The following is a 24,306-nucleotide window of genomic DNA, read 5'->3' on the forward strand; positions in this document are numbered from 1 at the left end:
TGGAGGTCGTTCCGGGGGCGAGGGAAGCTATGCGGCCACCTGGTCCGCCATGAGGTCGAGGAGTTCGGGGGTGAGGAATTCGTCGAGCGGGCAGACGCCCGACATCGTGGAGAAGTAGCGGGCGCTGAGTTCCGGGCTGGTGGATATCGCGCGCAGCAGGGCGATCTGGTGGTCGGGGGCGGCGAGACGGCCGGTCTTGAGGGTGCTGCGGTAGTGCGGCATCAGTTCTTCGAGGCGTTCGGTCGCGAACTGTTCGAGAGCCGCCTGCAGCCGGGCCGGGTCCTGCAGCCCGTCGCCGATGCAGTCCGCGAGCAGCTGGGCCTGGTAGAAGCCGTCGGTGATGCCGCGGGCGGTGATCGAGTCCTTGTGGTGGCCGGCGTCGCCGACGAGGACCCAGCCGGGTCCGGTGGCCTGCCGGAAGAAGTTGCGCTGGTCGCCGGTGCCATGGACGCGCTCCAGGCGCTCGCCCGCGGCCATCTGCTCGCGGACCTCGGGGGCGGTCGACTCCACGCAGGCCAGCAGGGCGTTCAGTGCGTCACCGCGGACGTCGTGGAACCGGTCCTGGGGAAAGTAGCCCGCGACCAGGGTGGCACCGTCGTTGGTGGGCACGGTGCCGACCCAGCTCCCGGGGGCCTCGTAGAGCCGGAAGCGGGCCGGGAGGCCGGACCAGTAGCTGTAGTAGGCGCAGGTGAGGGCAGGGTTCTCGATCAGGAGCGGGGCATCTGCCTTGGCGGCCACGGTGGAGCGCATGCCGTCGGCGCCGATGACCAGGCGGGCGCGCTCGACGGTGCTGTTGCCGCCGCGGGCGGAGCCGATCCGCACGCCCACCACCCGGTCGTCCTCGAAGACGAGGTCGCTGACCGAGCAGTTGTCGCGGAACTCGGCGCCCGCCTGCACGGCGGCTTCGGCGAGGATCGCGTCCAGGAGGTGACGGCGGGGCGCGTAGGCGGCGTGGTGGCCGTCCGCGGGCCAGGAGCAGCCCTCCATGCGGACGTCGCCGATGGTGTACTGGACGGCGTCCAGGGCGGGGGCGCCGGTGCCGGCGACGGCGGGCAGGACGCCCCACTCGGCGAGCCGGGCGACCCCGGGCTGGTGGATGTAGAGGGTGGACAGGGTGTCCTTGGGGAACCGGGCCCGCTCGAGGATGAGCACCCGGTATCCGGCGCGTGCGAGCAGCATGGCGGCCGGTGCTCCGGCGGCGCGTGCTCCCACCACTATGACGTCATACAAGAGATGCTCCCGAGAAGTTGCTGCCGTGGTCGTCGAGGTGCCGGTTGATGGCCTGGGATATCTCGGCCGCGGGCCCGGGCATGTTCATCCCGAGGTGGGTGGAGTGGATGTTCCACTCCTGGATGGCGCCGGTGATGTGGGGCCGCCAGTGGGCGAGATAGGAGTCGTCCGGGTTCAGCGTCGCGTTGAAGAACAGGGCGTCGCCGTCGAAGACGGGTGAGGTGAAGTCCTTCATCAGGCTCAGGTGGTGGAGCATGATGGCGGACGCGTTGTCGATGAGGGATTCCCGGTCGCCCTCGGCGCCTTCGGCCAGCGCGGGGAGGCGTTCGCCGAAGAACTCCCGTACCTCGGAGGCGTCGACGCTGTCGTGGTGGGTGAACCAGGAGGCGGGGACGCAGTCCAGCAGGGCGAGCGTGGCCACCTGGTGGCCCTGGCGCTGGAGTTCGGCGGCCATGGCCTGGGCGAGGGTGCCGCCCAGGGACAGGCCGGCCAGGTGGTAGGGGCCGTCGGGCTGGACCTTGAGGATCTGCTGGACGTAGTCGGTGATCATCTCCTCGACGGACTGCGGCAGTGGACTGCCGTCGAAGCCGCGGGCCTGGACGGCGTAGCCGGGCCGGTCCTCGTCCAGGTGGCCGGCGAAGCCCATGTAGGCCCAGGACAGACCCACTCCGGGGTGGATGAACCACAGGGGGGCTGCCGTGCCGCTGGTCTTCAGTGGCAGGACGACACCGAACGGGTCGGTGTGTTCGGACGACTCGGTGCCGGAGGTCAGGTAGGTGTCGAGCTGGGCGACGGTGGGCGACTGGAACATGACCCGGATGGGGATGGCGACGCCGAGCAGGGTGCGGATCCGGTTGAGGAGCCGGCTGGCGAGCAGGGAGTGGCCGCCCAGGGTGAAGAAGTCGTCGTCGATGCCGACCCGCGGGAGGCCGAGCACTTCGGCGAACAGGCCGCACAGGACCTCTTCGCGGGGGGTGCGCGGGGCGCGGTGGGCGGCGGCGCTGAACTGCGGGTCGGGCAGGGCACGGTGGTCGAGTTTGCCGTTGGGGGCCAGCGGGAGGCGTTCGAGGGTCACGAACGCCGCGGGCAGCATGTACGGCGGAAGTTGCGCCGTGAGGTGGTCGCGCAGCTCGTCGGCGGTGGGGCCGTCGGCGTGCCGGGGCACCACGTAGGCGACGAGCTGCTTGCCGCCGCGGCTCTCGTGGAGGGTCACCACCGCCTGGGCGAGGTCGGGGTGCGCGGTCAGGGCCGCTTCGATCTCGCCGGGCTCGATACGGAAGCCGCGGATCTTGACCTGGGCGTCGTCGCGGCCCACGTACTCCAGCTGCCCGTCGTCGTTCCAGCGGGCCAGGTCGCCGGTGCGGTACATCCGCGAGCCGGGCGGGCCGAACGGGTCGGCGACGAAGCGTCCGGCGGTCAGGGCGGGCCGCTGGTGGTAGCCGCGCGCCAGGTGCCCTGCGACGTACAGTTCGCCGACCACGCCGGGTGCGACCGGCTGGAGGGCGGGACCCAGGACGTGGGTGCGCATGTTGCCGATCGGGGCGCCGATCGGGGCGCTGCCGGTGTCCGGGGCCGGGGCGTCGCCGGTGAGCGTGTGGGTGGTGGCGTAGAACGATTCGCTCTGCCCGTAGGCGTTGACGATGCGCACGCCCGGGAAGGTGTCGCGGGCCTGCTGGAGTACGGCGGTGGGCAGGGCCTCGCCCGCGAAGACGAGGGTGTCGGGGTGGGTGGTGTGGTGGGCGAGCTGCCCGGCGAGTTCGGCGAACGCGGAGGGCACGGTGCTGATCACATGGCCGGGCAGGGCGTCCCGCTCGCCGAGGACCAGGACGTCGCGGACCACGTCCAGGGTGCCGCCGCTGGTGAGGGTGGTGAACATCTCGAACACCGACACGTCGAAGTTGACGGAGGTGCCGGCCGGCATCCGCCGGCCCGGTCCCATGTCCACCTGGGGCGCCAGCCGCAGGACGCCGTTGACGACGGTGCGGTGGGTCAGGGCCACGCCCTTGGGGGTGCCGGTGGAGCCGGAGGTGTACATCACGTAGGCGAGGTGGTCGGGGTGCAGCGGGGCGGTGCGGTCGCGGTCGGAGAGGTCGGTGCCGGACCGCTCGGTGAGGGTGAGGGTGTCCAGGTGGAGGCGGGGGCTGTCGGTGGGCGGCAGCACCGCTTCGGTGGCCGTGTCGGTGAGGATCAGGGCGGGGCGGGCCTCGCCGAGGACGGCCGCGAGTCGGTGGCCGGGGTAGGTGGGGTCGACGGGCAGGTAGGCGCCGCCGGCCTTCAGGACCGCGAGGAGGGCGACGACCAGATCCGCGGAACGCGGCAGGCAGACGGCGACCAGTGACTCGGGGCCGACGCCGCGGCCGACGAGTTCTCTCGCCAGGCGGTTGGCGTCCGCGTTGAGCTGACGGTAGGTCAGGGTGCGGCCTTCGTGTTCCACCGCGATCGCGTCCGGGGTACGGGCGCTCTGGCTCTCCACCAGGGCGGCAAGGTGCGCGTCGGGGGTGTCGGCGGCGGTGTCGTTCACCTCGCGCAGCCGGGCATGTTCGCTCGTGTGCAGGATGTCGACGCGCCCGGCCGGGACGGTCGGGTCGGCCGCGATCTGCCGCAGGATGCGGCTGAGGCGGGCCGCGATGCCTTCCGCCGCCCCGCGGTCGAAGGCCCCCTGCTGGTACTGCAGGACCATCATCAGGTGCGGTTCGGCGCCGGCCATCAGCGCCAGCGGGTAGTGCGTGCCGGAGTAGGGGCGGATGCCGGTGAAGGCGATCCCCGCGGCGGTGTTGGCGTCGCTGAGGCCTTCCTTGTCGACGGGGAAGGACTCGAAGACGACCAGGGTGTCGAACAGGCTGGGGTGTCCGGCGGCCTGCTGGATGTCGCTCAGCCCGTAGTAGTGGTGGTCGAGCAGGGCCGCCTGCCGCTTCTGCAGGCCCGTCACCAGGTCGGCGAGCGAGTCCTGGGGCCGGTGGGTGACGCGGACCGGGAGGGTGTTGATGAACAGGCCGATGATCGAGTCGACGCCGCCCAGGGCAGGCGGACGGCCGGAGACGGTGGCGCCGAAGACCACGTCGGAGCGGCCGGTGAGTTCGCCGAGCAGAACGCCCCAGGCGCCCTGCAGCAGGGTGTTGACGGTGACGCCGAGTTCGGAGGCGCGCCGGTTCAGGGCCCGGGCGTCCTCCAGCGGCAGCGGGATGTCGATCTGTCCGACACCCTCGCTGTCACCGGCGCCACGGACGCCGGGGGCCAGCAGGGTGGGCTCGGCTCCGGCGACCTCGGCCGCCCAGGCGCGGGCGGTCTCCGCGTGGTCCTGCTGGTCCAGCCAGACCAGGAAGTCGCGGAAGCCGCGGACCCGCGGCAGGGCGGAGGCATCGCCCGCCGCGCCGTACAGGCGCAGCAGGTCCTGCATCAGCAGCGGGAACGACCAGCCGTCGAAGAGCATGTGGTGGGCGGTCAGCACCAGTTCGGCGCGGTCCTCCCCCATCGTGACCAGGGTCAGGCGCAGCAGGGGCGCCGTGCCCGGGTCGAAGTGCTCGTGGTGGTCCTGTTCGAGGAGTTGCTCGAAGGCCTCCTCGCGGGCCTGCTCGCCGAGACTGCTGAGATCGATGTGGCGCCAGGGCACCTCCACGTTGTCCAGGACGAGCTGGACCTGCTGGCCGTCGGAGTCGGTGACGACCGCCGTACGCAAGCCGGCGTGGCGCTCCAGGAGGGCCTGTCCGGCGGCGTGCATCCGGTCCGCGTCCGCGTGTCCGGCGATGTGGAAGACGATCTGCATCTGGTAGGCGTCGAACGCGGTGTCGTCGAGGAAGGTGGACTGGAACAGCAGCCCGGACTGGAGCGGGGTCAGCGGCCAGACGTCCGCCGGCTGGGGGTAGCGCTGTTCCCAGGCTTCGATGTCGCTCTGGGTGACGCGGACCAGCGGCAGATCACTGGGGGTCAGACCGCCGGCGCCGGGGGTGGTGGCGTGGCCGGCCAGCGCGGTGAGCGCCCTGGTCCACAGGTCGGCCAGTTCCTGGACGTCGGGGCGGGTGAGGACGCCGGTGGGGAAGCCGATCACGGCGCCGAGGCGGGCGCCGTCACCGCTGTCCAGGACGGCGGCATTGATCTCCACGGTCGACATGGCGGGCATGTCGGCGTCCAGGGTCGCGTCCAGGGCGGGCAGTTGGGTGAAGCCGAGCCCGCGCAGTTCGTCGGGCATGTCCGCGGAGGAGAACTGGCCGAGGTAGTTGAAGCCGATCTGGCCGGCGGGGTACCGGTCCAGTTCGGCGGCGGTGTCGGGGTTGAGATAGCGCAGCAGGCCGTAGCCGATGCCCTTGTCGGGGACGGCCCGCAGCTGTTCCTTGACCGCTTTCAGGAGCCGGCCGGCGGCCGGGCCGCCGGCGAGTGCGTCGTCCAGGTCGCAGCCGGCGGTGTCCAGGCGGACGGGGAACATGCTGGTGAACCAGCCCATGGTGCGGGACAGGTCGGCGCCGGGCACGACGTCCTGTTCGCGGCCGTGTCCCTCCAGGCGGATCAGCGCGGACGGTTCGGTCACACCCCGGGAGCGGCGCCATGCGGCGAGCGCGAGGGCGAGGGCGGCCAGCAGGCCGTCGTTGACGCCGCCGTGGAAGGCGGCGGGCAGAGAGGTCAGCAGTGCCTCGGTCACCTCCGCGGGCAGCTGGAGCTCCAGGTGCTCGACCGTGGAGAGCACATCGACGGCCGGGTCCAGCGGCCGTGACCCCAGGAGGGGGTCCGGGCCTTCCAGCGTGGTGCGCCACAGCTCCGTCTCGGCGACGCGGGCGGGGCTGGTGGCCTCCTCGGCCAGGGCATGCGTCCAGCGCCGCAGGGAGGTGGCGACCTCGGGCAGGCGGGGGGCCTGGCCGTCACGGATCTGCTGCCAGGCGGCGGCCAGGTCCGGGAGCAGGATGCGCCAGGACACGCCGTCGACGGCGAGGTGGTGCAGGGCGATCAGCAGCCGGCCCGGGGCGGTGGTGCCGGTGTCGAACCAGACGAACTGGGCCATCGTTCCGGCGGCCGGGTCCAGGCGGCCGGTGGCGGCGTCCAGTTCGGCCGCGGCCCGCTCCGGCCAGTCGCTCCAGGTGCCGTCGCAGACCACGCGGCGCAGCAGGGACGCGGCGTCGAGGGTGCCGGGCGCCTCGACGTGCAGGGCGCCGCCGTCCTCACGCAGCAGTCGCGAGCGCAGGATGTCGTGCCGGTCCAGGGCAGCGGTGAGGGTCGCGGTCAGCTGCTGCGCGTCGATGTGCTCGGGCAGTTCCAGCGCCACCGACATGGAGAACCGGTCGAAGCTGTCGCCGAGTTCGAGCATGTAGCGGCCGATCGGCAGCAGCGGCATGAGGCCCACCCCGCCGCCCTCGAACTCCTCGAGGACCGGGCGGTCACCGATGCCGCTGGTGGCGACGCCGGCGAGGTCAGCGACGGTGCGCTGCTCGAAGATCTGCCGCGGGGTCACCTCGATGCCCTGGGCGCGGGCGCGGGTGACGACCTGGATGGAGCGGATGCTGTCGCCGCCGACGGCGAAGAAGTCGTCGTCGAGTCCGACCCGTTCCAGACCCAGCACGTCGGCGTAGACGGCGGCGAGGGTCTCCTCCACAGCGGTGCTCGGGGCCCGGTAGGTGGTGGCGGTGAACTCCGGGGCGGGCAGCGCCTTGTGGTCGAGCTTGCCGTTGGGGGCCAGCGGGAGGCGGTCCAGGACGACGAACGCGGAGGGCACCATGAACTCCGGCAGCCGGGCCGCGACGAAGCGGCGCAGGTCCCGCGCGGACAGGCCGGCGGTCATGTCCACCTCAAGGTCGCCGAGGCCGTCCACGCTGTGCTCGGACGCGGCGCCGGCCGGCACGACGTAGCCGACGAGCTGCTTGCCGCCGCCCGGCCCGTCACGCACGACCGCGACGGCCTGCACCACCTCGGGGTGCGCGGTCAGCGCGGCCTCGACCTCGCCGGGTTCGATACGGAACCCGCGGATCTTGACCTGGGCGTCGCCACGGCCCACGTACTCCAGCTGCCCGGCGCTGTTCCAGCGCGCCAGGTCGCCCGTGCGGTACATCCGCGAGCCGGGCGGCCCGTAGGGGTCGGCCACGAAGCGCTCGGCGGTCAGGCCGGGACGCCGGTGATAGCCGCGGGCGAGATGACCCGCGACATACAGCTCACCCACCACGCCCGGTGGCAGCGGCTGGAGGCCGGGGCCCAGGACGTAGGCGCGCATGTTGCCGATCGGGCTGCCGATCGGGGCGTTGCCGGGCGCGGTGCCGGCGGTGGCGGGCAGCGGGAAGCTGCTGGCGTAGAACGATTCGGTCTGCCCGTAGGCGTTGACCACCCGCACCCCGGGGATGGTGTCGCGGACCCGCTGCACCAGGGCGGCGGGCAGCGCCTCGCCGGCGAAGACGACCGTCTCGGCGTGGATGGTGCCGGGTGTCTGGTCGAGGAGTTCGGCGAACACCGACGGGACGGTGCTGATCACGCCGCCGCTCCAGCCGCCGCGTTCACCGATGACCAGGACGTCGCGGGCGATGTCGACGGTGCCGCCGGCGGACAGCGTGGTGAACAGTTCGAACACCGACACGTCGAAGTTGACGGAGGTGCCGGCGAGCGTGCGGGTGGCGCGGGTGATGGCCGCCGCGGACGCCAGGCTCGTCACCGCGTTGACGACGGTGCGGTGACTGATCACGACACCCTTGGGGGTGCCGGTGGAGCCGGAGGTGTACATCACGTACGCCGCCTGGTCGGGCCGCGGCCCGTTCGGCGAACCGCCATCGGCAGGGGTGCGGGCGGGGTCGTCGAGGAGCAGGGTCGGTGTGTCCCCGGCGGGCAGGATGCCGACGGTCGCGGTGTCGGCGAGCAGCAGGGTGGGGCGGGCGTCGGCGAGGATGAAGTCCAGGCGGGCGCTGGGGTATTTGGGGTCGATGGGCAGATAGGCGGCTCCGGCTTTCAGGACCGCGAGCAGGGCGACGACGAGGTCCGCGGAGCGCGGCAGGCAGACGGCGACCAGCGACTCGGGTCCGACCCCGCGGGCCACCAGGTCGCGGGCGAGACGGTTCGCGCGGGTGTCGAGGTCGCGATAGGTCAGCGAGGTGTCGTCGAAGACGACGGCGACGGCGTCGGGCCTCTGCGCGGCCTGCTGCTCCACCAGGGCGGGGACGGTGAGGTCGGTGGTGGGGCGGGTGGTGTCGTTGAAGTGGTGCAGGACCTGCTCCCGCTCGGCCGGGCAGGCCAGTTCGACGGTGCTGACGCGCGTCCGCGGGTCGGCGGTCAGCTGCCCCACCAGGCGGGTGAAGCGGTCGGCTATGGCCTCGGCGGTCTGCCGGTCGAACAGGTCCGTGGCGTACTCGAGATGGCCCACGACGCCCATGCCGGGCAGGTCGGCCATGTTGAAGAACAGGTCGAACTTGGCGGACTCGTTGCGTACCCGTTCGAACTCCACCCGCAGGCCGGGCAGGGCGAAGTCCTTGCGGGCGAAGTTCTGCCAGGCGAACATCACCTGGAACAGCGGCGAGTAGGCGGTGGAGCGCTCCGGGTTGAGCTCCTCCACCAGGCGCTCGAACGGCACGTCCTGGTTGTCGTAGGCAGCCAGGGACTTGTTGCGGACCTGGTCGAGCAGGGTGTCGAAGGCCGGGTTGCCGGACAGGTCGGCGCGCAGCACCCAGGTGTTGACGAAGAAGCCGATCAGGTCGGCGAGGCCGTCGTCGGTGCGGTTGGCGATCGGGGATCCGATGGTCACGTCGTCGCCTCCGCCGAGGCCGTGCAGAAGCACCGCAAGAGCGGACTGCAGCACCATCGACACGGTGACGCCGTGGGCGCGGGCGACGTCCTCGACGGCGGCGGCCACCTCGGGGGCGAGGGCGAACTCGACCGTGTCGCCGCGGTGGCTGGCCGCCGGCGGGCGAGGGCGGTCGGTGGGCAGCTGCAGCGGCTGCGGCACCCCGGTGAGCTCCTCGCGCCAGTAGCGGACCTGCGCGGACAGAGCACTGTCCGGGTCGTCCTCGTCACCGAGGACCTCGCGCTGCCACAGGGTGTAGTCGACGTACTGGACGGCCAGTTCGTCCCACTGCGGGCCCTGGTTCTCGAGGCGGGCGGTGTAGGCGGCGCCGAGGTCCCGGGCGAGGGGGGCCATCGACTCGCCGTCGCTGGCGATGTGGTGGATCAGCAGCACCAGGACGTGGTCCTGCTCGCCGGTCCGCAGCAGCGTCGCCCGCACCGGCAGGTCGGTGGCCAGGGCGAAGGGATGCGCCACGGCCTCGGCGAGGGCGTCGGGCAGGCCCGCTTCGTCGGTGGTGACGACCGGCAGGTCCAGCATGGCGGCTGCTCGGCCGGCGGCGAGGACGTGCTGGTGCGGTACGCCGTCGCTGTCCTCGACGATCAGGGTGCGCAGGCTCTCGTGCCGGGCGACGACGTCGCCGACGGCCGCCTCGAGCGCGGGGATGTCCAGGGTGCCGGTCAGCCGCAGCGGGAAGGGGGCGTTGTAGGTGGCGGAGGGGCCTTCGAAGCGGTCGATGAACCACAGCCGGCGCTGCGCGAACGACAGCGGTATCCGCTCCGGCCGTTGGGCCGCCCTGGTCAGCTGCGGGCGCACCCGTGTTCCCGGGGACAGACGGCCGGTCAGTTCCACGACGGTCGGCGAGTCGAACACCGCCCGGATGGGGACCTCGATGTCCAGCCCGGTACGGATCCGGCTGACCAGCCGGGTCGCGAGCAGGGAGTGGCCGCCGAGGGTGAAGAAGTTGTCGTCGATGCCGACCCGTTCCAGGCCGAGGACATCCGCGAACAGGGTGCACAGGAACTCCTCCTGCGCGGTGCGCGGTGCCCGGTAGGTGTGGCCGGCGAACTCCGGGGCGGGCAGGGCCTGCCGGTCCAGTTTGCCGTTCGGGGACAGCGGGAGACGCTCGAGGACCATGAACGCGGCGGGGACCATGAATTCGGGCAGCTGGGCGGCGACGAACTTGCGCAGTTCGTCGATGTCGAGCCCCCCGGCCGCGGTGTCGGCGGGAACGGCATAGCCCACCAGCTGCCGGCCGGTGGTGGTGCCGGCCTCGCGGGCGACGACCGCCGCCCGGGCGACGCCGGGGTGCGCGGTCAGAGCCGCTTCGATCTCACCGGGTTCGATACGGAAGCCGCGGATCTTGACCTGGGTGTCCCCGCGGCCGGCGTACTCCAGCTGCCCGTCGTCGTTCCAGCGGGCCAGATCGCCGGTGCGGTACATCCGTGCGCCCGGCGGTCCGTAGGGGTCGGCGACGAAGCGTCCGGCGGTCAGGGCGGGCTGGTCGTGGTAGCCGCGGGCGAGGTGGCCTGCGACATAGAGCTCCCCCACCACGCCCGGCGGCAGCGGCTGGAGACCGGGGCCCAGGACGTAGGTGCGCATGTTGCCCAGCGGGCTGCCGATCGGAGTGCTGCCGGGCACGGTGTCGGAGCCGGTGGAGGTGGTGGCGTAGAACGATTCGGTCTGCCCGTAGGCGTTGACCACGCGCACGCCGGGCAGGGCCTGGCGGATGCGATGCACCAGGGCGGCGGGCAGTGCCTCACCGGCGAAGACCAGGGTGTCGGCGTGGATGGTGTCGCCGAGCTGGTCGACGAGTTCGGCGAAGACCGACGGGACGGTACTGATCACACCGCCCGACCAGGTGGCACGTTCGCCGAGGACAAGGGCGTCGCGGACCATGTCGATGCTGCCGCCGCAGGTCAGCGCGGTGAAGATCTCGAACACCGACACGTCGAAGTTGACGGAGGTGCCGGCCAGGATCCGGGAACCTTCGCCGGCGCCGACGCGGGCGGCGAGCTGGGTGATCCCGTTGACGACGGTGGCGTGGCTGATCACGACACCCTTGGGGGTGCCCGTCGAGCCGGAGGTGTACATGACGTACGCCAGGTTCTGCGGGTGGGGCGCCGGCCGGCCGGCGCTGTCCGGCCCGGAGTCATGGTCGAGGTCGAGGTCGTCGAGGTACAGGTGCGGGACGTCACCGGCCGCCAGGACACCGGCCGTCGCGGCGTCGGTGACGATGAGCTGCGGTCGGGCCTGGGAGAGGATGAACTGGAGTCGGTGGCTGGGGTACTTGGGGTCGATGGGCAGGTAGCCGGCGCCGGACTTGAGAATGCCGAGCATGGCCACGACCAGGTCGGCGGTGCGGGGCAGCGCCAGGCCGATGACGGATTCGGGGCCGGCGCCGCGGCGGGTGAGTTCGCGGGCCAGGCGCTCGGCGCGGGCGTCGAGCGCGCGGTACGTCAGGTCCTGCCCGTCGCAGTGGACGGCGACAGCGTCCGGGGTGCGGGCCGCCTGCTCGGCGAACAGGGCGGGCAGCGTCAGGTCGGGCGCCGGGGCGGTGGTGTCGCTCAGTTCGGTCAGCAGGTGGTGGCGTTCGGCCGGAGTGAGGACGTCGACCTGGGCGACGCGGGTCTGCGGGTCGTCGGCGAGGTGCTGAAGGATCCGCTGCAGGCGGGCGGCGATGGTCTCGACGGTGGGGGCGTCGAAGAGGTGGTGCTGGTACTCCAGGGCCACCCGCAGCCGCGGTTCGGCGGTGGCGGTCACGATCATCGGGTAGTGGGTGCCGCTCATCGGGCTGATGCCGGTGACGGCGATACCCGCCGCCGCGTAGGCGTCGGTGATGCCGGCCCGGTCGACCGGGTAGGAGTCGAAGACGACGATGGTGTCGAAGAGGGCCTTCAGGCCGGTGGCGTGGTGGATCTCGGCCAGGCCGTAGTGCTGGTGGTCCAGCAGGGCGCCCTGCCGGTTCTGCAGGCCGGTGAGGACCTCCCGCAGAGTGTCGGCGGGGGTGCAGTCGACCCGGACGGGCAAGGTGTTGATGAACAGTCCGACCATGGCGTCGACGCCCGGCACCTGCGGCGGGCGGCCGGAGACGGTGGTGCCGAACACCACGTCGCGGCGGCCGGTCAGGCTGCTCAGCGCCAGTCCCCAGGCCGCCTGGACGACGGTGTTGAGGGTAACGCCCAGTTCGGAGGCGCGGCGTGCGAGGTCGGCAGCCGTCTCGGCGCTCAGGGGGACGTCGACCTGGCCGATGCCGGTCGGCGCCGCCCCGGCCCGGGGGTGCGGCACGATCAGGGTGGGCTCGTCGATGCCGGCGAGTTCGGCGGCCCAGGTGCGGGCTGCCTCCTCGCGGTCCTGCTGGTCGAGCCACACCAGGAAGTCGCGGTAGCCGCGGACCCGGGGCAGGACGGAGGCGTCGCCGGCGGAGGCGTACAGCCGCAGCAGGTCCTCCAGCAGCAGCGGTACCGACCAGCCGTCGAACAGGACATGGTTGGCGGTGAACACCAGCTCGGCCCGGTCAGCGCCCATGGTGACCAGCGTCATCCGCAGCATGGGGGATGTGCGGGGGTCGAAGTGGGTGGCGTGGTCCTCGGCGAGCAGTGACGTGAGGGCCGCCATGCGTGCGTCGTCGTCCAGGCGGCTGAAGTCGACGTGGCGGAAAGGCAGGTCGACGTGGTCCAGGACGATCTGTACCGAGTCGCCGGCGGTGTCGGTGACGAACGCGGTCCGCAGGCCGGCGTGACGGTCCAGGAGCGCCTGTCCGGCGGTGCGCATACGGGTGGCGTCGACGCGGCCGGAGAGGTGGAAGACCATCTGCATCTGGTAGGCGTCGAACGCGGTGTCCACGAGGAGGGTGTGGAACAGCAGTCCGGACTGGGTCGCGGTCAGCGGCCATACGTCGGCCAGGGCGGGATAGTGCTGCTCCCACTGGTCGATCTCGTGCTGGGTGACCTTCACCAGCGGCACGTCGGAGGGCGTCAGGCCACCGGCGCCGGAACGGGTGACGTGGTGGGCGAGCGCTTCGAGGGCGTCCTGCCAGTGCTCGGCGATGGCGCGGGCGTCGTCCTCGTCGAGGACGCCGGTGGCGTAACCGAGGCGGGCGTTGAGCCGGGGGCCGTCCGGGCCGTCGGTGACCAGGGCGTTCAGGTCCAGGGTGGACAGGGCGGGCATGTCCGCGTCCGGGTCGGCGACCAGTTCGGTGGTGCCCTCGGCCTGGGTGAAGCCCAGGCCGTGCAGGTGGTCGGGCATATCGGTGGCGGAGTAGCGGCCCAGGTAGTTGAAGCCGATCTGGCCGGTGGGATACGCGGCCAGTTCGGCGGCGGTCTCAGGGTTGAGATAGCGCAGCAGGCCGTAGCCGATGCCCTTGTCGGGGACGGCGAGGAGCTGTTCCTTGACGGCCTTCAGCGCGGCGCCGGCGGCGGGTCCGCCGGCGAAAGCGTCGTCGAGGTCGATGCCGGCCAGGTCGAGGCGGACGGGGAACATGGTGGTGAACCAGCCCACGGTGTCCGACAGGTCGGCGCCGGGGACGGTGTCCTCCTCGCGGCCGTGTCCCTCCAGGCGGATCAGGGTGGACGGCTCATCGGTGCCGCGGGCGGCGCGCCAGCGGGTGACGGCCATGGCCAGCGCGGTGAGCAGACCGTCGTTGACGCCGGCGCGGAAGGTCGCGGGCAGGGTGTTGAGGAGGGCTTCGGTGACCGTCTCCGGCAGCCGTACCCACAGATGTCCGGAGCGGGAGACGACGTCGGTACGGGGGTCCAGCGGGCGGCTGCCGAGGAGCGGGTCGCCGCCGGCCACAGTGCTGCGCCACAGGTCGAGTTCGGCCGTCCGCTCGGGTGAGCCGGCCACCTCGGTGAGGGCATGGGCCCAGCGCCGTGCGGAGGTGGTGGTGGTGGGGGGCAGCTGCGGGGTGCGGCCGGCCTTGACCTGTTCGAAGGCGGCGGCGAGGTCCGGGAGCAGGATGCGCCAGGACACGCCGTCGATGACGAAGTGGTGCAGGACCAGCAGCAGCCGTCCCGGCGTGGTGGGGCCGGCATCGAACCAGACGAACTGGGCCATGGTTCCGGCCGCCGGGTCCAGGCGGCCGGTGGCGGCGTCCAGTTCGGCGGCGGCCTGCTGCTGCCACTCCTCGCCGAAGGGGCCGTCGCAGGCGACGCGGTGGATGAGTGCCGGCACGTCCAGCGTGCCCGGCTCGGCGACGCGCAGCCCGGTTTCGTCGCCGGTCACCAGGCGGGAGCGCAGGATGTCGTGCCGGTCCCAGACCGCGCCGATGGTCGCGGCGAGCTGCGATGCGTCGATGCCGGTCGGCAGGTCGGCCACCAGGGACATGGAGAACCGGTTGATGCCACCGCCCAGTTCCCTCAGCCAGTGGCCGACCGGCAGCAGCGGCATGAAGCCGACGCCGCCGCCGTCGAGTTCGTCCAGCACCACCGGGGCGCTCGCCGGGCCGCCGCGGGCCAGTTCGGCGAGCTCGGCGACGGTGCGGCTTTCGAAGATCTGACGGGCGCTCACCTCGATGCCCTGCGCCTTGGCGCGGGAGACGACCTGGATGGAGCGGATGCTGTCGCCGCCGATGGCGAAGAAGTCGTCGTCGATGCCGACCTGGTCCAGGCCCAGGACCTCGGCGTAGATGGCGGCAAGGGCGTGCTCGTGGTCGGTGCGCGGCGCGCGGTAGGCGCCGCCGGTGAACTCCGGCTCGGGCAGCGCCTTGCGGTCGAGCTTGCCGTTGGGGGTCAGCGGCAGCTTGTCGAGCATGACGAACACCGAGGGGACCATGAACTCCGGCAGCCGGCCTGCGACGAACTTGCGCAGGTCGCGGGAGGAGACGCCGGCGGTGATGTCGATGTCGAGGTCGCCGAGGCTCTCCACGCTGACGGGGCCGCTGTCCGGGTCCGGGACGGGGACGATGTAGCCGATGAGCTGTTTGCCGCCGCCACGGCCCTCGTGGATGGTCACCACTGCCTGGGTGACCTTGGGGTGCGCGGTCAGCGCGGCTTCGATCTCGCCGGGTTCGATACGGAAGCCGCGGATCTTGACCTGGGCGTCGTCACGGCCGGCGTACTCCAGCTGCCCGGCGCTGTTCCAGCGCGCCAGGTCGCCGGTGCGGTACATGCGGGCACCGGGCGGGCCGTAGGGGTCGGCGACGAACCGCTCGGCGGTCAGGCCGGGGCGGTGGTGGTATCCGCGGGCGACGAGTCCCGCGACATACAGTTCACCCACCACGCCGGGGGCGAGGGGCTGGAGACCGGGGCCCAGGACGTAGGTGCGCATGTTGCCCAGCGGGCTGCCGATCGGGGCGCTGCCGGTGTGCGGCCAGGGCGCCTCGCCGGGCAGGGCGTAGGTCGTGGCGTAGAAGGATTCGGTCTGTCCGTAGGCGTTGACGACCCGGATGCCGGGGATGGTGTCGCGGACCCGCTGCACCAGGGCGGCGGGCAGCGCCTCGCCGGCGAACACGACCGTCTCGGCGTGGATCTCGCTGCCGACCTGGTCCAGGAGCTCGACGAACACCGACGGGACGGTGCTGATGACGCCGCCGCTCCAGCCGCCGCGTTCGCCGATGACCAGGACGTCGCGGGCGACTTCGAGGGTGCCGCCGGTGGACAGGGCGGTGAACAGTTCGAACACGGACACGTCGAAGTTGATGGAGGTGCCGGCCAGCAGCCAGGTCTGCGAGGTGACGCCCACGGCGGACGCCAGGCGCATCACGCCGTTGACGACGGTGTGGTGGGTGATGGCCACCCCCTTGGGGGTGCCGGTGGAGCCGGAGGTGTACATCACGTAGGCGAGGTGGTCGGGGCGCAGCGGGGCGATCCGGTCGCGGTCGGTCAGCGGCGCACCGTCCCCGCCGGTGTCGGGTGCGGTGAGGTCGAGGTCGTCGAGGAACAGGGTGGGTGTGTCGCCGGCGGGCAGGATGGCGACCGTGGCGTGGTCGGTGAGCAGCAGGGTGGGGCGGGCGTCGGAGAAGATGAAGTCCAGACGGCTGCTGGGGTACTTGGGGTCGATGGGCAGGTAGGCGCCGCCGGCTTTGAGGACCGCGAGGAGGGCGATGACGAGGTCGGCGGAGCGCGGCAGCGACAGGGCGACCACCGTCTCCGGGCCCACCCCGCGGGCCACCAGGTCGCGGGCGAGCCGGTTGGCGCGGGCGTCGAGTTCGCGGTAGGTCAGCGAGGTGTTGTCGAAGACGACGGCGACGGCGTCGGGGGTCAGCGCCGTCTGCTGCTCGACCAGGCCGGGGATCGTCACGTCGGGGGTGGGGCGGGTGGTGTCGTTGACGTGGTGCAGCACCTGGTGCCGTTCGGCCGGCTCCAGCACGTCGACCTGGGCGACCGGCATGGCCGGGTCGGCGACCAGTTGCTCGACGACGCGCAGATAGCGGGCGGCGATGGCCTCGACGGTGGCGTGGTCGAACAGGTCGGTGGCGTACTCGATGTAGACGAGCATGCCGGGCTTGGTGGGGTCGGCGAAGTAGTTGAACTCCAGGTCGAACTTGGCGGACGAGGTGGCCTCCACCTCCAGGCGGGCGTGCAGGCCGCCGGGCAGGTCGAGGTCGATCCAGCGTTCGTTCTCCCAGGTGAACATCACCTGGAACAGGGAGTGGTAGGCGGTGGAGCGCTCCGGGTTGAGCTCCTCCACCAGCCGGTCGAAGGGGGCGTCCTGGTTGTCGTACGCGGCCAGCGCCTTGTGCTGCACCTGCCGGATGAGGTCGTCGAAGGTGGGGTTGCCGGACAGGTCGGTGCGCAGCACCCAGGTGTTGACGAAGAAGCCGATCAGGTCCTGGAGTTCGTCGTCGGTGCGGCCGGCGATCGTGTTGCCCATCGGGATGTCGTCGCCGGCGCCGAGCTGCTGGAGCAGGACGGCCAGCGCGGTCTGCATCACCATCGGCACCGACACGTCCCGCTCCAGGGCGAGGTGTTCGACGGCGGCGAGCAGGTCGGGGGTGATGGGGAATTCGACGATGTCGCCGCGGTGGCCGGCGACGGGCGGGCGGGGCCGGTCGGTGGGCAGCCGCAGCGGCTGCGGGGTGCCGGCCAGTTCCTGGCTCCAGTAGCGGATCTGCTTCGACAGGACGCTGTCCGGGTCATCCTCGTCGCCGAGGACCTCGCGCTGCCACAGGGTGTAGTCGATGTACTGAACCGGCAGTTCGTCGTAGCCGGGGGCGCGTCCGGCGATCCGGGCCCGGTAGGCGAGGTCGAGGTCGCGGGCGAGGGGCACGACCGACTCGCCGTCGCTGGCGATGTGGTGGATCAGCAGGACCAGGACGTGGTCCTCTTCGCCGGCGCGGAAGAGGGTGGCGCGGACCGGGATCCGGGTGGCGAGGTCGATGGGGTGCCGGCCGGCCCGGTCCACTGCGTCGTCCAGCTCGCCGGGGTCGACGTCGACCAGCGGGATGTCCAGGGCCAGGTCGTCGGCGGGCACCACCTGCTGGGCGGGTACGCCGTCGGCGTCCGCGACGATCAGGCTGCGCAGGCTCTCGTGCCGCACCACGATGTCACGTACCGCCGCCTGTAGTGCGTGCACGTCCAGCGGGCCGGTCAGGCGGACCAGGAACGGCACGTTGTAGGTGGCCGAGGGGCCCTCGAACTGCTCGATGAACCACAGTCGGCGCTGCGCGAAAGACAACGGGATCATTTACTGTCCACTCCTGTTCATCTTGCGCAGACGGGGGCGACTCGAGGTGTTCGCGTCCTTCACCGTGCGCGACAGTTCCGCGATGGTGCGGTGTTCGAAAATGGCCCGGATGGTCACGCTGACACCGAGCGTCTTACGGATACGGCTGGTCAGGCGGGTCGCCGAGAGGGAGTTGCCGCCCAGTTCGAAGAAGTCGTCGGTGATGCCGACCCGTTCGACGCCCAGGACGTCGGCGAACAGCTCGCACAGGCTCTCTTCCTGCGGGTCGCGGGGAGCCTGGTAGGCGGGGCCGGTGTGGCCGGGTTCGGGCAGGGCGGCGGTGTCGAGCCGTCCGCCGGGGGTCAGCGGCAGGTCGTCGAGGACGACGAAGGCGGCGGGCACCAGCTCGGCGGGCAGCCGGCCGGCGGCGAAGTCGGCCAGGTCGCCGGTGTCGGCGCCGGCGCTCCCGGCGGGCACGACATAGCCCACCAGTTGCCGGCCGACCCCGTCGTCGGTGTCGCGGGCGAGGACCACCACCTGGCCGACAGCGGGGTGTTCGGCCAGTGCGGCCGCGGCTTCGGCGGGTTCGATGCGCTGCCCGCCGATGATGACCTGGGTGTCGGCGCGTCCGGCGTACTCGAGCCGGCCGTCGGCGCCGATGCGGGCGAGGTCGCCGGTGCGGTACATCCGCGTGCCGGGCGGGCCGAACGGGTCGGCGACGAAGTGGCCGGCGGTCAGGCCGGGGCGGCGATGGTAACCGCGGGCCGGTGCGCTGCCGGCGACGTACAGTTCGCCGACCGCGCCGGGCGGCACCGGGGTCAGTCCGCTGCCCAGGACGTAGGTGCGCACGTTCGCCAGCGGCCGGCCGAGAACCGGGCCGGCGCCGGTGGCGGCTGCCTCAGGGGCCGCGGAGGCGACGGCGTAGCCGGTCTCGGCGGGACGGTAGGTGCTCACCACCTGCACGCCGGGGATCGTCTTGTGGACCCGCTGAAGGAGGGCCGGCGGCAGCGGTTCGCCGTCGAAGAGCACCGTCTCGGCGTGGAGGTCGCCCTCCAACTGGTCGAGGAGAGCGGCGAAGTGGGACGGGACCGTGCTGATGACACCACCGCCGCGGGTAGCGGGGCCGGCGAGGTCCTGCGACTGCGGCAGGAGTTCGGCGGTGCCGCCGGTGCAGAGCACGGTCAGCAGCACCGGCACCGGCAGGGTGCCGGCCACGGGGATGCGCACCGGTGTGCCCGGGGCGCCGGTCAGGTGCGCGGCCAGTGCGGGAATGCGGTCGGCGAGATTGCGGTGGGTGAGGCTCACGCCCCGTGGCCCGCCCGGATATCCGACGGTGTAGGTCAGCCAGGCCAGGTGGTCGGGGTGCAGCGGCCGTGTCCGGTCCCCGTCGCCCGGATCGCCCGGGCCTGCGGTGTCGTCCGGGCCGGTGAGGTGAGGGGTGGCGTCGAGACCGGCTACAGCGCTGTCCGGCACGACGGTGCCGGTGTCGCTGTCGGTGAGCAGGAGGTGGGGGGCGGCGTCGGCGATCAGGGCGCTGTGGTGGTGGGAGGGGGTGGTGGGATCCAGCGGCAGATGTCCGCCGCCGGCCTTCAGGACCGCGAGGAGCGCGGCCACCTGGTCCGCCGGGTGCGTCAGGGCGGCTGCCACCACCGTCTCGGGGCCGACGTGGTGGCGGATCAGTTCGGCGGCGAGCCGGTTCGCCCGGCTGTTCAGGTCCCGGTAGGTGAGGGTCACGTCGCCGACGACGAGGGCCGGCCGGTCAGGGGTGGTGACGGCCTGGTGCTCGAACAGATCGGTGAGGGTGGCTTCGGGGACGGCTGCGGCGGTGTCGTTGAACTCGACGAGCAGCCGGTGGCGTTCGGCGTCGTCCAGGACATCGACGGTGCCGACCCGCTGGGCGGGATCGGCCGCCAGCCGGCGCACGATGCGCCCGTAGCGGGTGGCGATCGCCCGGGCCGTGCTCTCCTCGAGGGCGTGCCGCTGGTACTGCACGGTCAGCCGCAGGCCGTCGGACTCGATGAAGACCAGCAGGGTCACCGGGTAGTGGCTGGCGGTGAAGGAGCGGATGCCGGTGACGGAGATGCCGGCCGCCTCGCACGCCTCGGCGATGCCGGCCCGGTCCAGGGGGAAGGACTCGAACCCGATGATGGTGTCGAACAGGGCGTCCAGGCCCGTCGCTTCGTAGATCTCGGTGAGCCCGTAGTGGTGGTGGTCCATCAGCGCGGCCTGCCGGTCCTGCACGGTGGTCAGGAGGTCGGCGAGGGTGTGGCCGGGGGCGGTGGTCACCCGCACGGGCAGGGTGTTCAGGAACATGCCGACGATCGAGTCGACGCCCGGGACGGCCGGCGGGCGGCCCGACACGGTGGACGCGAAGACGACGTCGGTGCGGCCGGTCAGTTGGTTCAGCAGGATCGCCCAGGCGCTCTGGACGACGGTGTTGAGGGTGACGCCGAGGTCGGCGGCGCGGCGGGCCAGTTCGCGTGCCTCGCCGGCGCTGAGGGTGACGTCGATCTGTCCGATCCCAGTGCCCCCTTCGGGGCCCGGACTGTCGTGGCCGGCGGGGGCGAGGAGGGTGCGCTCGTCGACACCGTCGAGTTCGGCGGACCACACCCGGGCGGAGGCGTCGGCGTCCTGGTGGGACAGCCACTGGACGAAGTCGCGGTAGCTGGGTGCCGGCGGCAGGACGGAGGGGTCGCCCGCGGAGCCGTAGAGCTTGAGGAGGTCCTGCATCAGCACCGGCACCGACCAGCCGTCGAACAGGACGTGATGGGCGGTCAGGACGAGTTCGTACCTCTGCGGGCCCATGGTGACCAGGGTCAGCCGCAGCATGGGCGGGGCACTGGCGTCGAAGTGGGCGCGCAGGTCGCCGGCGAGGAAGTCCTCGAACGCCTGGTCGCGTTCCTCCTCCCCCAGGGTGCTGAGGTCGAGGTGCTGCCAGGGCAGTGTGATGCCGTCCACGATGAGCTGGGTCAGGGTGCCGTCGGAGTCGGGCACGAACGCGGCCCGCAGGCTGGGGTGCCGCTCCAGCAGGGCCTGGCCGGCGGCGCGCATCCGGTCCGCGTCCACGGGGCCGGAGAGGTGCAGCGCGTACTGCACCTGGTAGGCGTCGAAGGCGGAGTCGTTGAGCTGCGAGTGGAAGAGCAGGCCGGACTGCAGGGGCGTGGCCGGCCAGATGTCCGCCAGGCCCTCATACCGCTGCTCCCAGGCGTCGATGTCGCTCTGGGCGACACGGACCAGCGGCACGTCGGAGGGGGTCAGGCCACCTGCACCCGCTCGGGTGGCGTGCGCTGCCAGTGCCGTCAGGGCGGCGGCCCACAGGTCCGCCAGTTCCTGTACCTCGGCGGGGGTCAGGATGCCGGCGGGGGCGGCGAAGGCGGCGTTCAGCCGGGGGCCGCCCGGGGTGTCGGTGACGGTGGCGTTGATGTCGAGGGCGGCCGGGGCGGGCATCCGCGGGTCCTGTCCGGCGTCGAGTTCGGCGAGTTCCGCCACCGGCGCCTGGGTGAAACCGAGGCCGCGCAGGTGCTCGGGCATGTCGGCGGCCGCGGAGAAGCGGCCCAGGTAGTTGAAACCGACCTGCCCCGGCCCGTGGTGGCGCAGGATCTCGGCGGTCTCCGGGTTCAGATGCCGCAGCAGGCCGTAGCCGATGCCCTTGTCGGGCACAGCCAGGAGCTGTTCCTTGACGGCCTTGAGGACGGCGCCGGCGGTCGGGCCGCCGGCGAACGCGTCGTCGAGGTCGGCGCCGGCGACGTCGAGCCGGACCGGGAAGACGCTGGTGAACCAGCCCACCGTGGCCGACAGGTCGGCGCCGGGTGCGGCGCTCTCCTCCCGGCCGTGTCCTTCGAGACGGATCAGGGCGGAGGACTCCGCGACACCGCGGCGCTCGCGCCAGCGGGCCAGCGCGAGGGCGAGGCCGGCGAGCAGTCCGTCGTTGACGCCGCCGCGGAAGGCTGCCGGCACCGCGGTCAGCAGGGCCTCGGTGACCGGGACGGGCAGTTCCAGGTGGGTGGTGTGGACGGTGGCGACCACGTCGAGCGCCGGATCGAGGTGCCGTACGCCGAGGACGGGGTCGGGGCCCTCCACGATCGAGCGCCACAACGCCAGTTCGGCCACCCGGGCGGGTGCTGCGGCCTCCTCGGCCAAGGCGTGCGCCCAGCGCCGCACCGAGGTGCCGGCCACGGGCAACCGCGGCGAGTGCCCGGCGCGGACCTGTTGCCACGCGGCGGCGAGGTCGGGCATCAGGATCCGCCACGACACTCCGTCGACGACGAGGTGGTGCAGGGCCACCAGGAGCCGCCCCGGCCGGGTGGGGCCGGCGTCGAACCACACGAACTGGGCCACCACCCCGGCTGCCGGGTCGAGCCGTGCGGCGGCGGCGTCCAGTTCGGCCAACAGGGTGCTGCGCCAGGCGTCCTGGTCGATGTCGCCGTCCCGGTCCACGCGGTGGATCAGCGCGGAGATGTCCACCGAGCCCGGCTCGGCGACGTGCAGGCCCGGCTCGTCACCGCCGGTCAGGCGGCAGCGCAGCAGGTCATGACGGTCGACGACGGCGGCCAGTGTCGCGGCCAGGCCGTCGTGATCGATGCCGGCGGGCAGGTCGAGCACCATCGCCTGGAGGAACCGGTCGAAGCCCGGCCCCCAGTCGCGGATCCACTGAGCGACCGGCAGCAGCGGCATCCAGCCGCAGCCGCCACCGTCGAGTTCCTCCAGGACGGCGGGTGCGGTGCCGGCCTGCTCCTTGGCTGCGGCGGCCGCGGCCAGTTCGGCGACCGTGCGCCGCTCGAAGATTTCCCGCGAGCTGAGTTCGAGGCCGTGTGCCCGGGCGCGGGTGACCACCTGGATCGACTGGATGCTGTCGCCGCCGATGGCGAAGAAGTCGTCGTCGATGCCGACCCGGTCCAGGCCCAGGAGTTCGGCGAACAGGGCGGCGAGGATCTCCTCGGGCCCGGTGCGCGGCGCCCGGTAGGCGGCGCCCCGGAACTCCGGCTCCGGCAGCGCCTTCTTGTCGAGTTTGCCGTTGGGGGTCAGCGGCAGGGCGTCCAGGACGGTGAACGTCGCGGGGATCATGTGGTCCGGCAGGCGCTGCGCGAGGAAGGGGCGCAGCTCCCCCACCGAGAATCCGGCACTCAGCGCGATGGCCCCGTACGCGCCCTTGTCGCTGCCGGTGTGGGTGCCGGTGGTGGTGACGGGGACGACGTAGCCGACGAGTTGCTTCTGGCCGCCGCGGCCGGTGTGCGGCAGGACCGCGGCGTGCGCGACGCCGGGGTGCGTCTCCAGGGCGGCCTCGATCTCATGGGGTTCGATGCGGAAGCCGCGGATCTTGACCTGGGTGTCGGCCCGCCCGTGGAAGATCAGGTCGCCGTCGGGGGTCCACTCGGCGAGGTCGCCGGTGCGGTACATCCGCTCGCCGTCCCGGCCGAACGGGCAGGCCACGAACCGCACCGAGGTCAGGTCCGGGCGGCCCAGATAGCCACGCGCCAGCGCGGCGCCCGACACATACAGTTCGCCTGTCACCCCGGTCTCCACCGGCCGCAGCGCGTTGTCCAGGACATGGACGCGGGCGCCGTCGATGGCGGTGCCGATCGGCGGGACGTGTCCGTCGCCGGGCAGCGGGCCGCTCATGGTGGCGCAGACGGTGGTCTCGGTGGGCCCGTACGCGTTGATCATGCGGCGGCCGGGTGACCAGGTGGCCGCCAGCTCCGGCGAGGTGGCGTCACCGGCGACGACGAGGGTCTCGACGCTCGTGAGGGAGCCGGGCCGTATCGCCGTGAGGACCGGCGGCGGCAGCGTCGCATGGGTGACGCCGTACTCGGCGATCGTCTCGGCCACCGGGCTGCCCGGTGCGAGGCGGTCCTTGTCGGCGATGACCAGCGTGGCGCCCGACAGCAGCGCCATGCACAGTTCCCATACGGAGGCGTCGAAGCTGGGCGAGGCGAACTGCAGCACCCGGCTGCCGGCCGTGACCTTCAGGCGCTCGGTCTGCGTGGCCAGCAGGGACGCGAACCCGGTGTGGGTGACCGCCACCCCCTTGGGCCGGCCGGTGGAGCCCGAGGTGTAGATGACGTAGGCGGTGTTGAGCGGCGACACCGGGCCCGCCGCCGGCCCGGCGGCCGGGGCGTCCGGGCCGGCGGGCAGGTCCTCCGGACGCAGCACGGGGGCCGGCAGGTCGGGCAGTCGGTCCGCGGTCGCCGCGTCGGCGAGGACCAGGGCCGCGGCCGAGTCCTGCACCATGTAGGCGAGCCGCTCGGCCGGGTAGGCCGCGTCCATCGGCAGGTACGCGCCACCCGTCTTCAGCACCGCCAGCACCGTCACGCACCAGGCGGACGAGCGGCGCAGCGCGACGCCCACCACCGACTCGGGGCCCACCCCGCGTGCCGTGAGCGAGGCCGCCAGCGCGTCGGCGCGGGCGTCCAGCTCCCGGTACGTCAGCTGCTCGTCGCCGAACACCACCGCGACTGCGTCCGGGGCGGCGGCGACCTGCCGCCCGAACAATGCGGTGAACGTCTCAACCGTCACCGGAACCTCCGTGTCATTGAGCTCACCCGGCCACAACATCTGCCCAAAAGAACACAAGGCACTTCCCCCAGAATGGTGAGACGTCAGCGAAAAGGGCATGGATCATTCAGCGGAGCCATGCTGTCGAAGAACATGCGGCAGAACCGCTCGGACGAAGGGCCGGACAAAGGGCCCTCTCCCCGTAATTCGTAAGCCTGACCGAAGCCTAAACCAGCCCGGGA

General features: G+C 72.4%; 3 protein-coding genes. All 3 read right to left on the reverse strand.

Annotated features, from left to right (window positions below; genetic code table 11):
- Nucleotides 1–27 precede the first annotated feature (27 nt).
- Genes ACQPWZ_RS01530 through ACQPWZ_RS01540 form a run of 3 tightly spaced genes read right to left on the reverse strand, consistent with a single transcriptional unit; the run spans nt 28 to nt 24,085 of the window.
- Nucleotides 28–1,230: an NAD(P)/FAD-dependent oxidoreductase gene (locus tag ACQPWZ_RS01530; protein WP_433570361.1), complete on the reverse strand. Its 1,203-nt coding sequence runs from the start codon at nt 1,228–1,230 to the stop codon at nt 28–30.
- Nucleotides 1,223–17,593: an amino acid adenylation domain-containing protein gene (locus tag ACQPWZ_RS01535; RefSeq protein WP_433570362.1), complete on the reverse strand. Its 16,371-nt coding sequence runs from the start codon at nt 17,591–17,593 to the stop codon at nt 1,223–1,225. The genes ACQPWZ_RS01530 and ACQPWZ_RS01535 overlap by 8 nt, the downstream gene beginning before the upstream one ends.
- Nucleotides 17,594–24,085 (reverse strand): amino acid adenylation domain-containing protein, encoded by a 6,492-nt coding sequence (locus ACQPWZ_RS01540; protein WP_433570363.1) that lies wholly within the window; start codon nt 24,083–24,085, stop codon nt 17,594–17,596. It lies immediately after the preceding gene.
- Between the last annotated feature and the right edge of the window lie 221 nt (nt 24,086–24,306).

The sequence above is a fragment of the Streptomyces sp. CA-251247 genome (assembly GCF_050952975.1).
GTDB classification, from domain to species: domain Bacteria; phylum Actinomycetota; class Actinomycetes; order Streptomycetales; family Streptomycetaceae; genus Streptomyces; species Streptomyces achmelvichensis.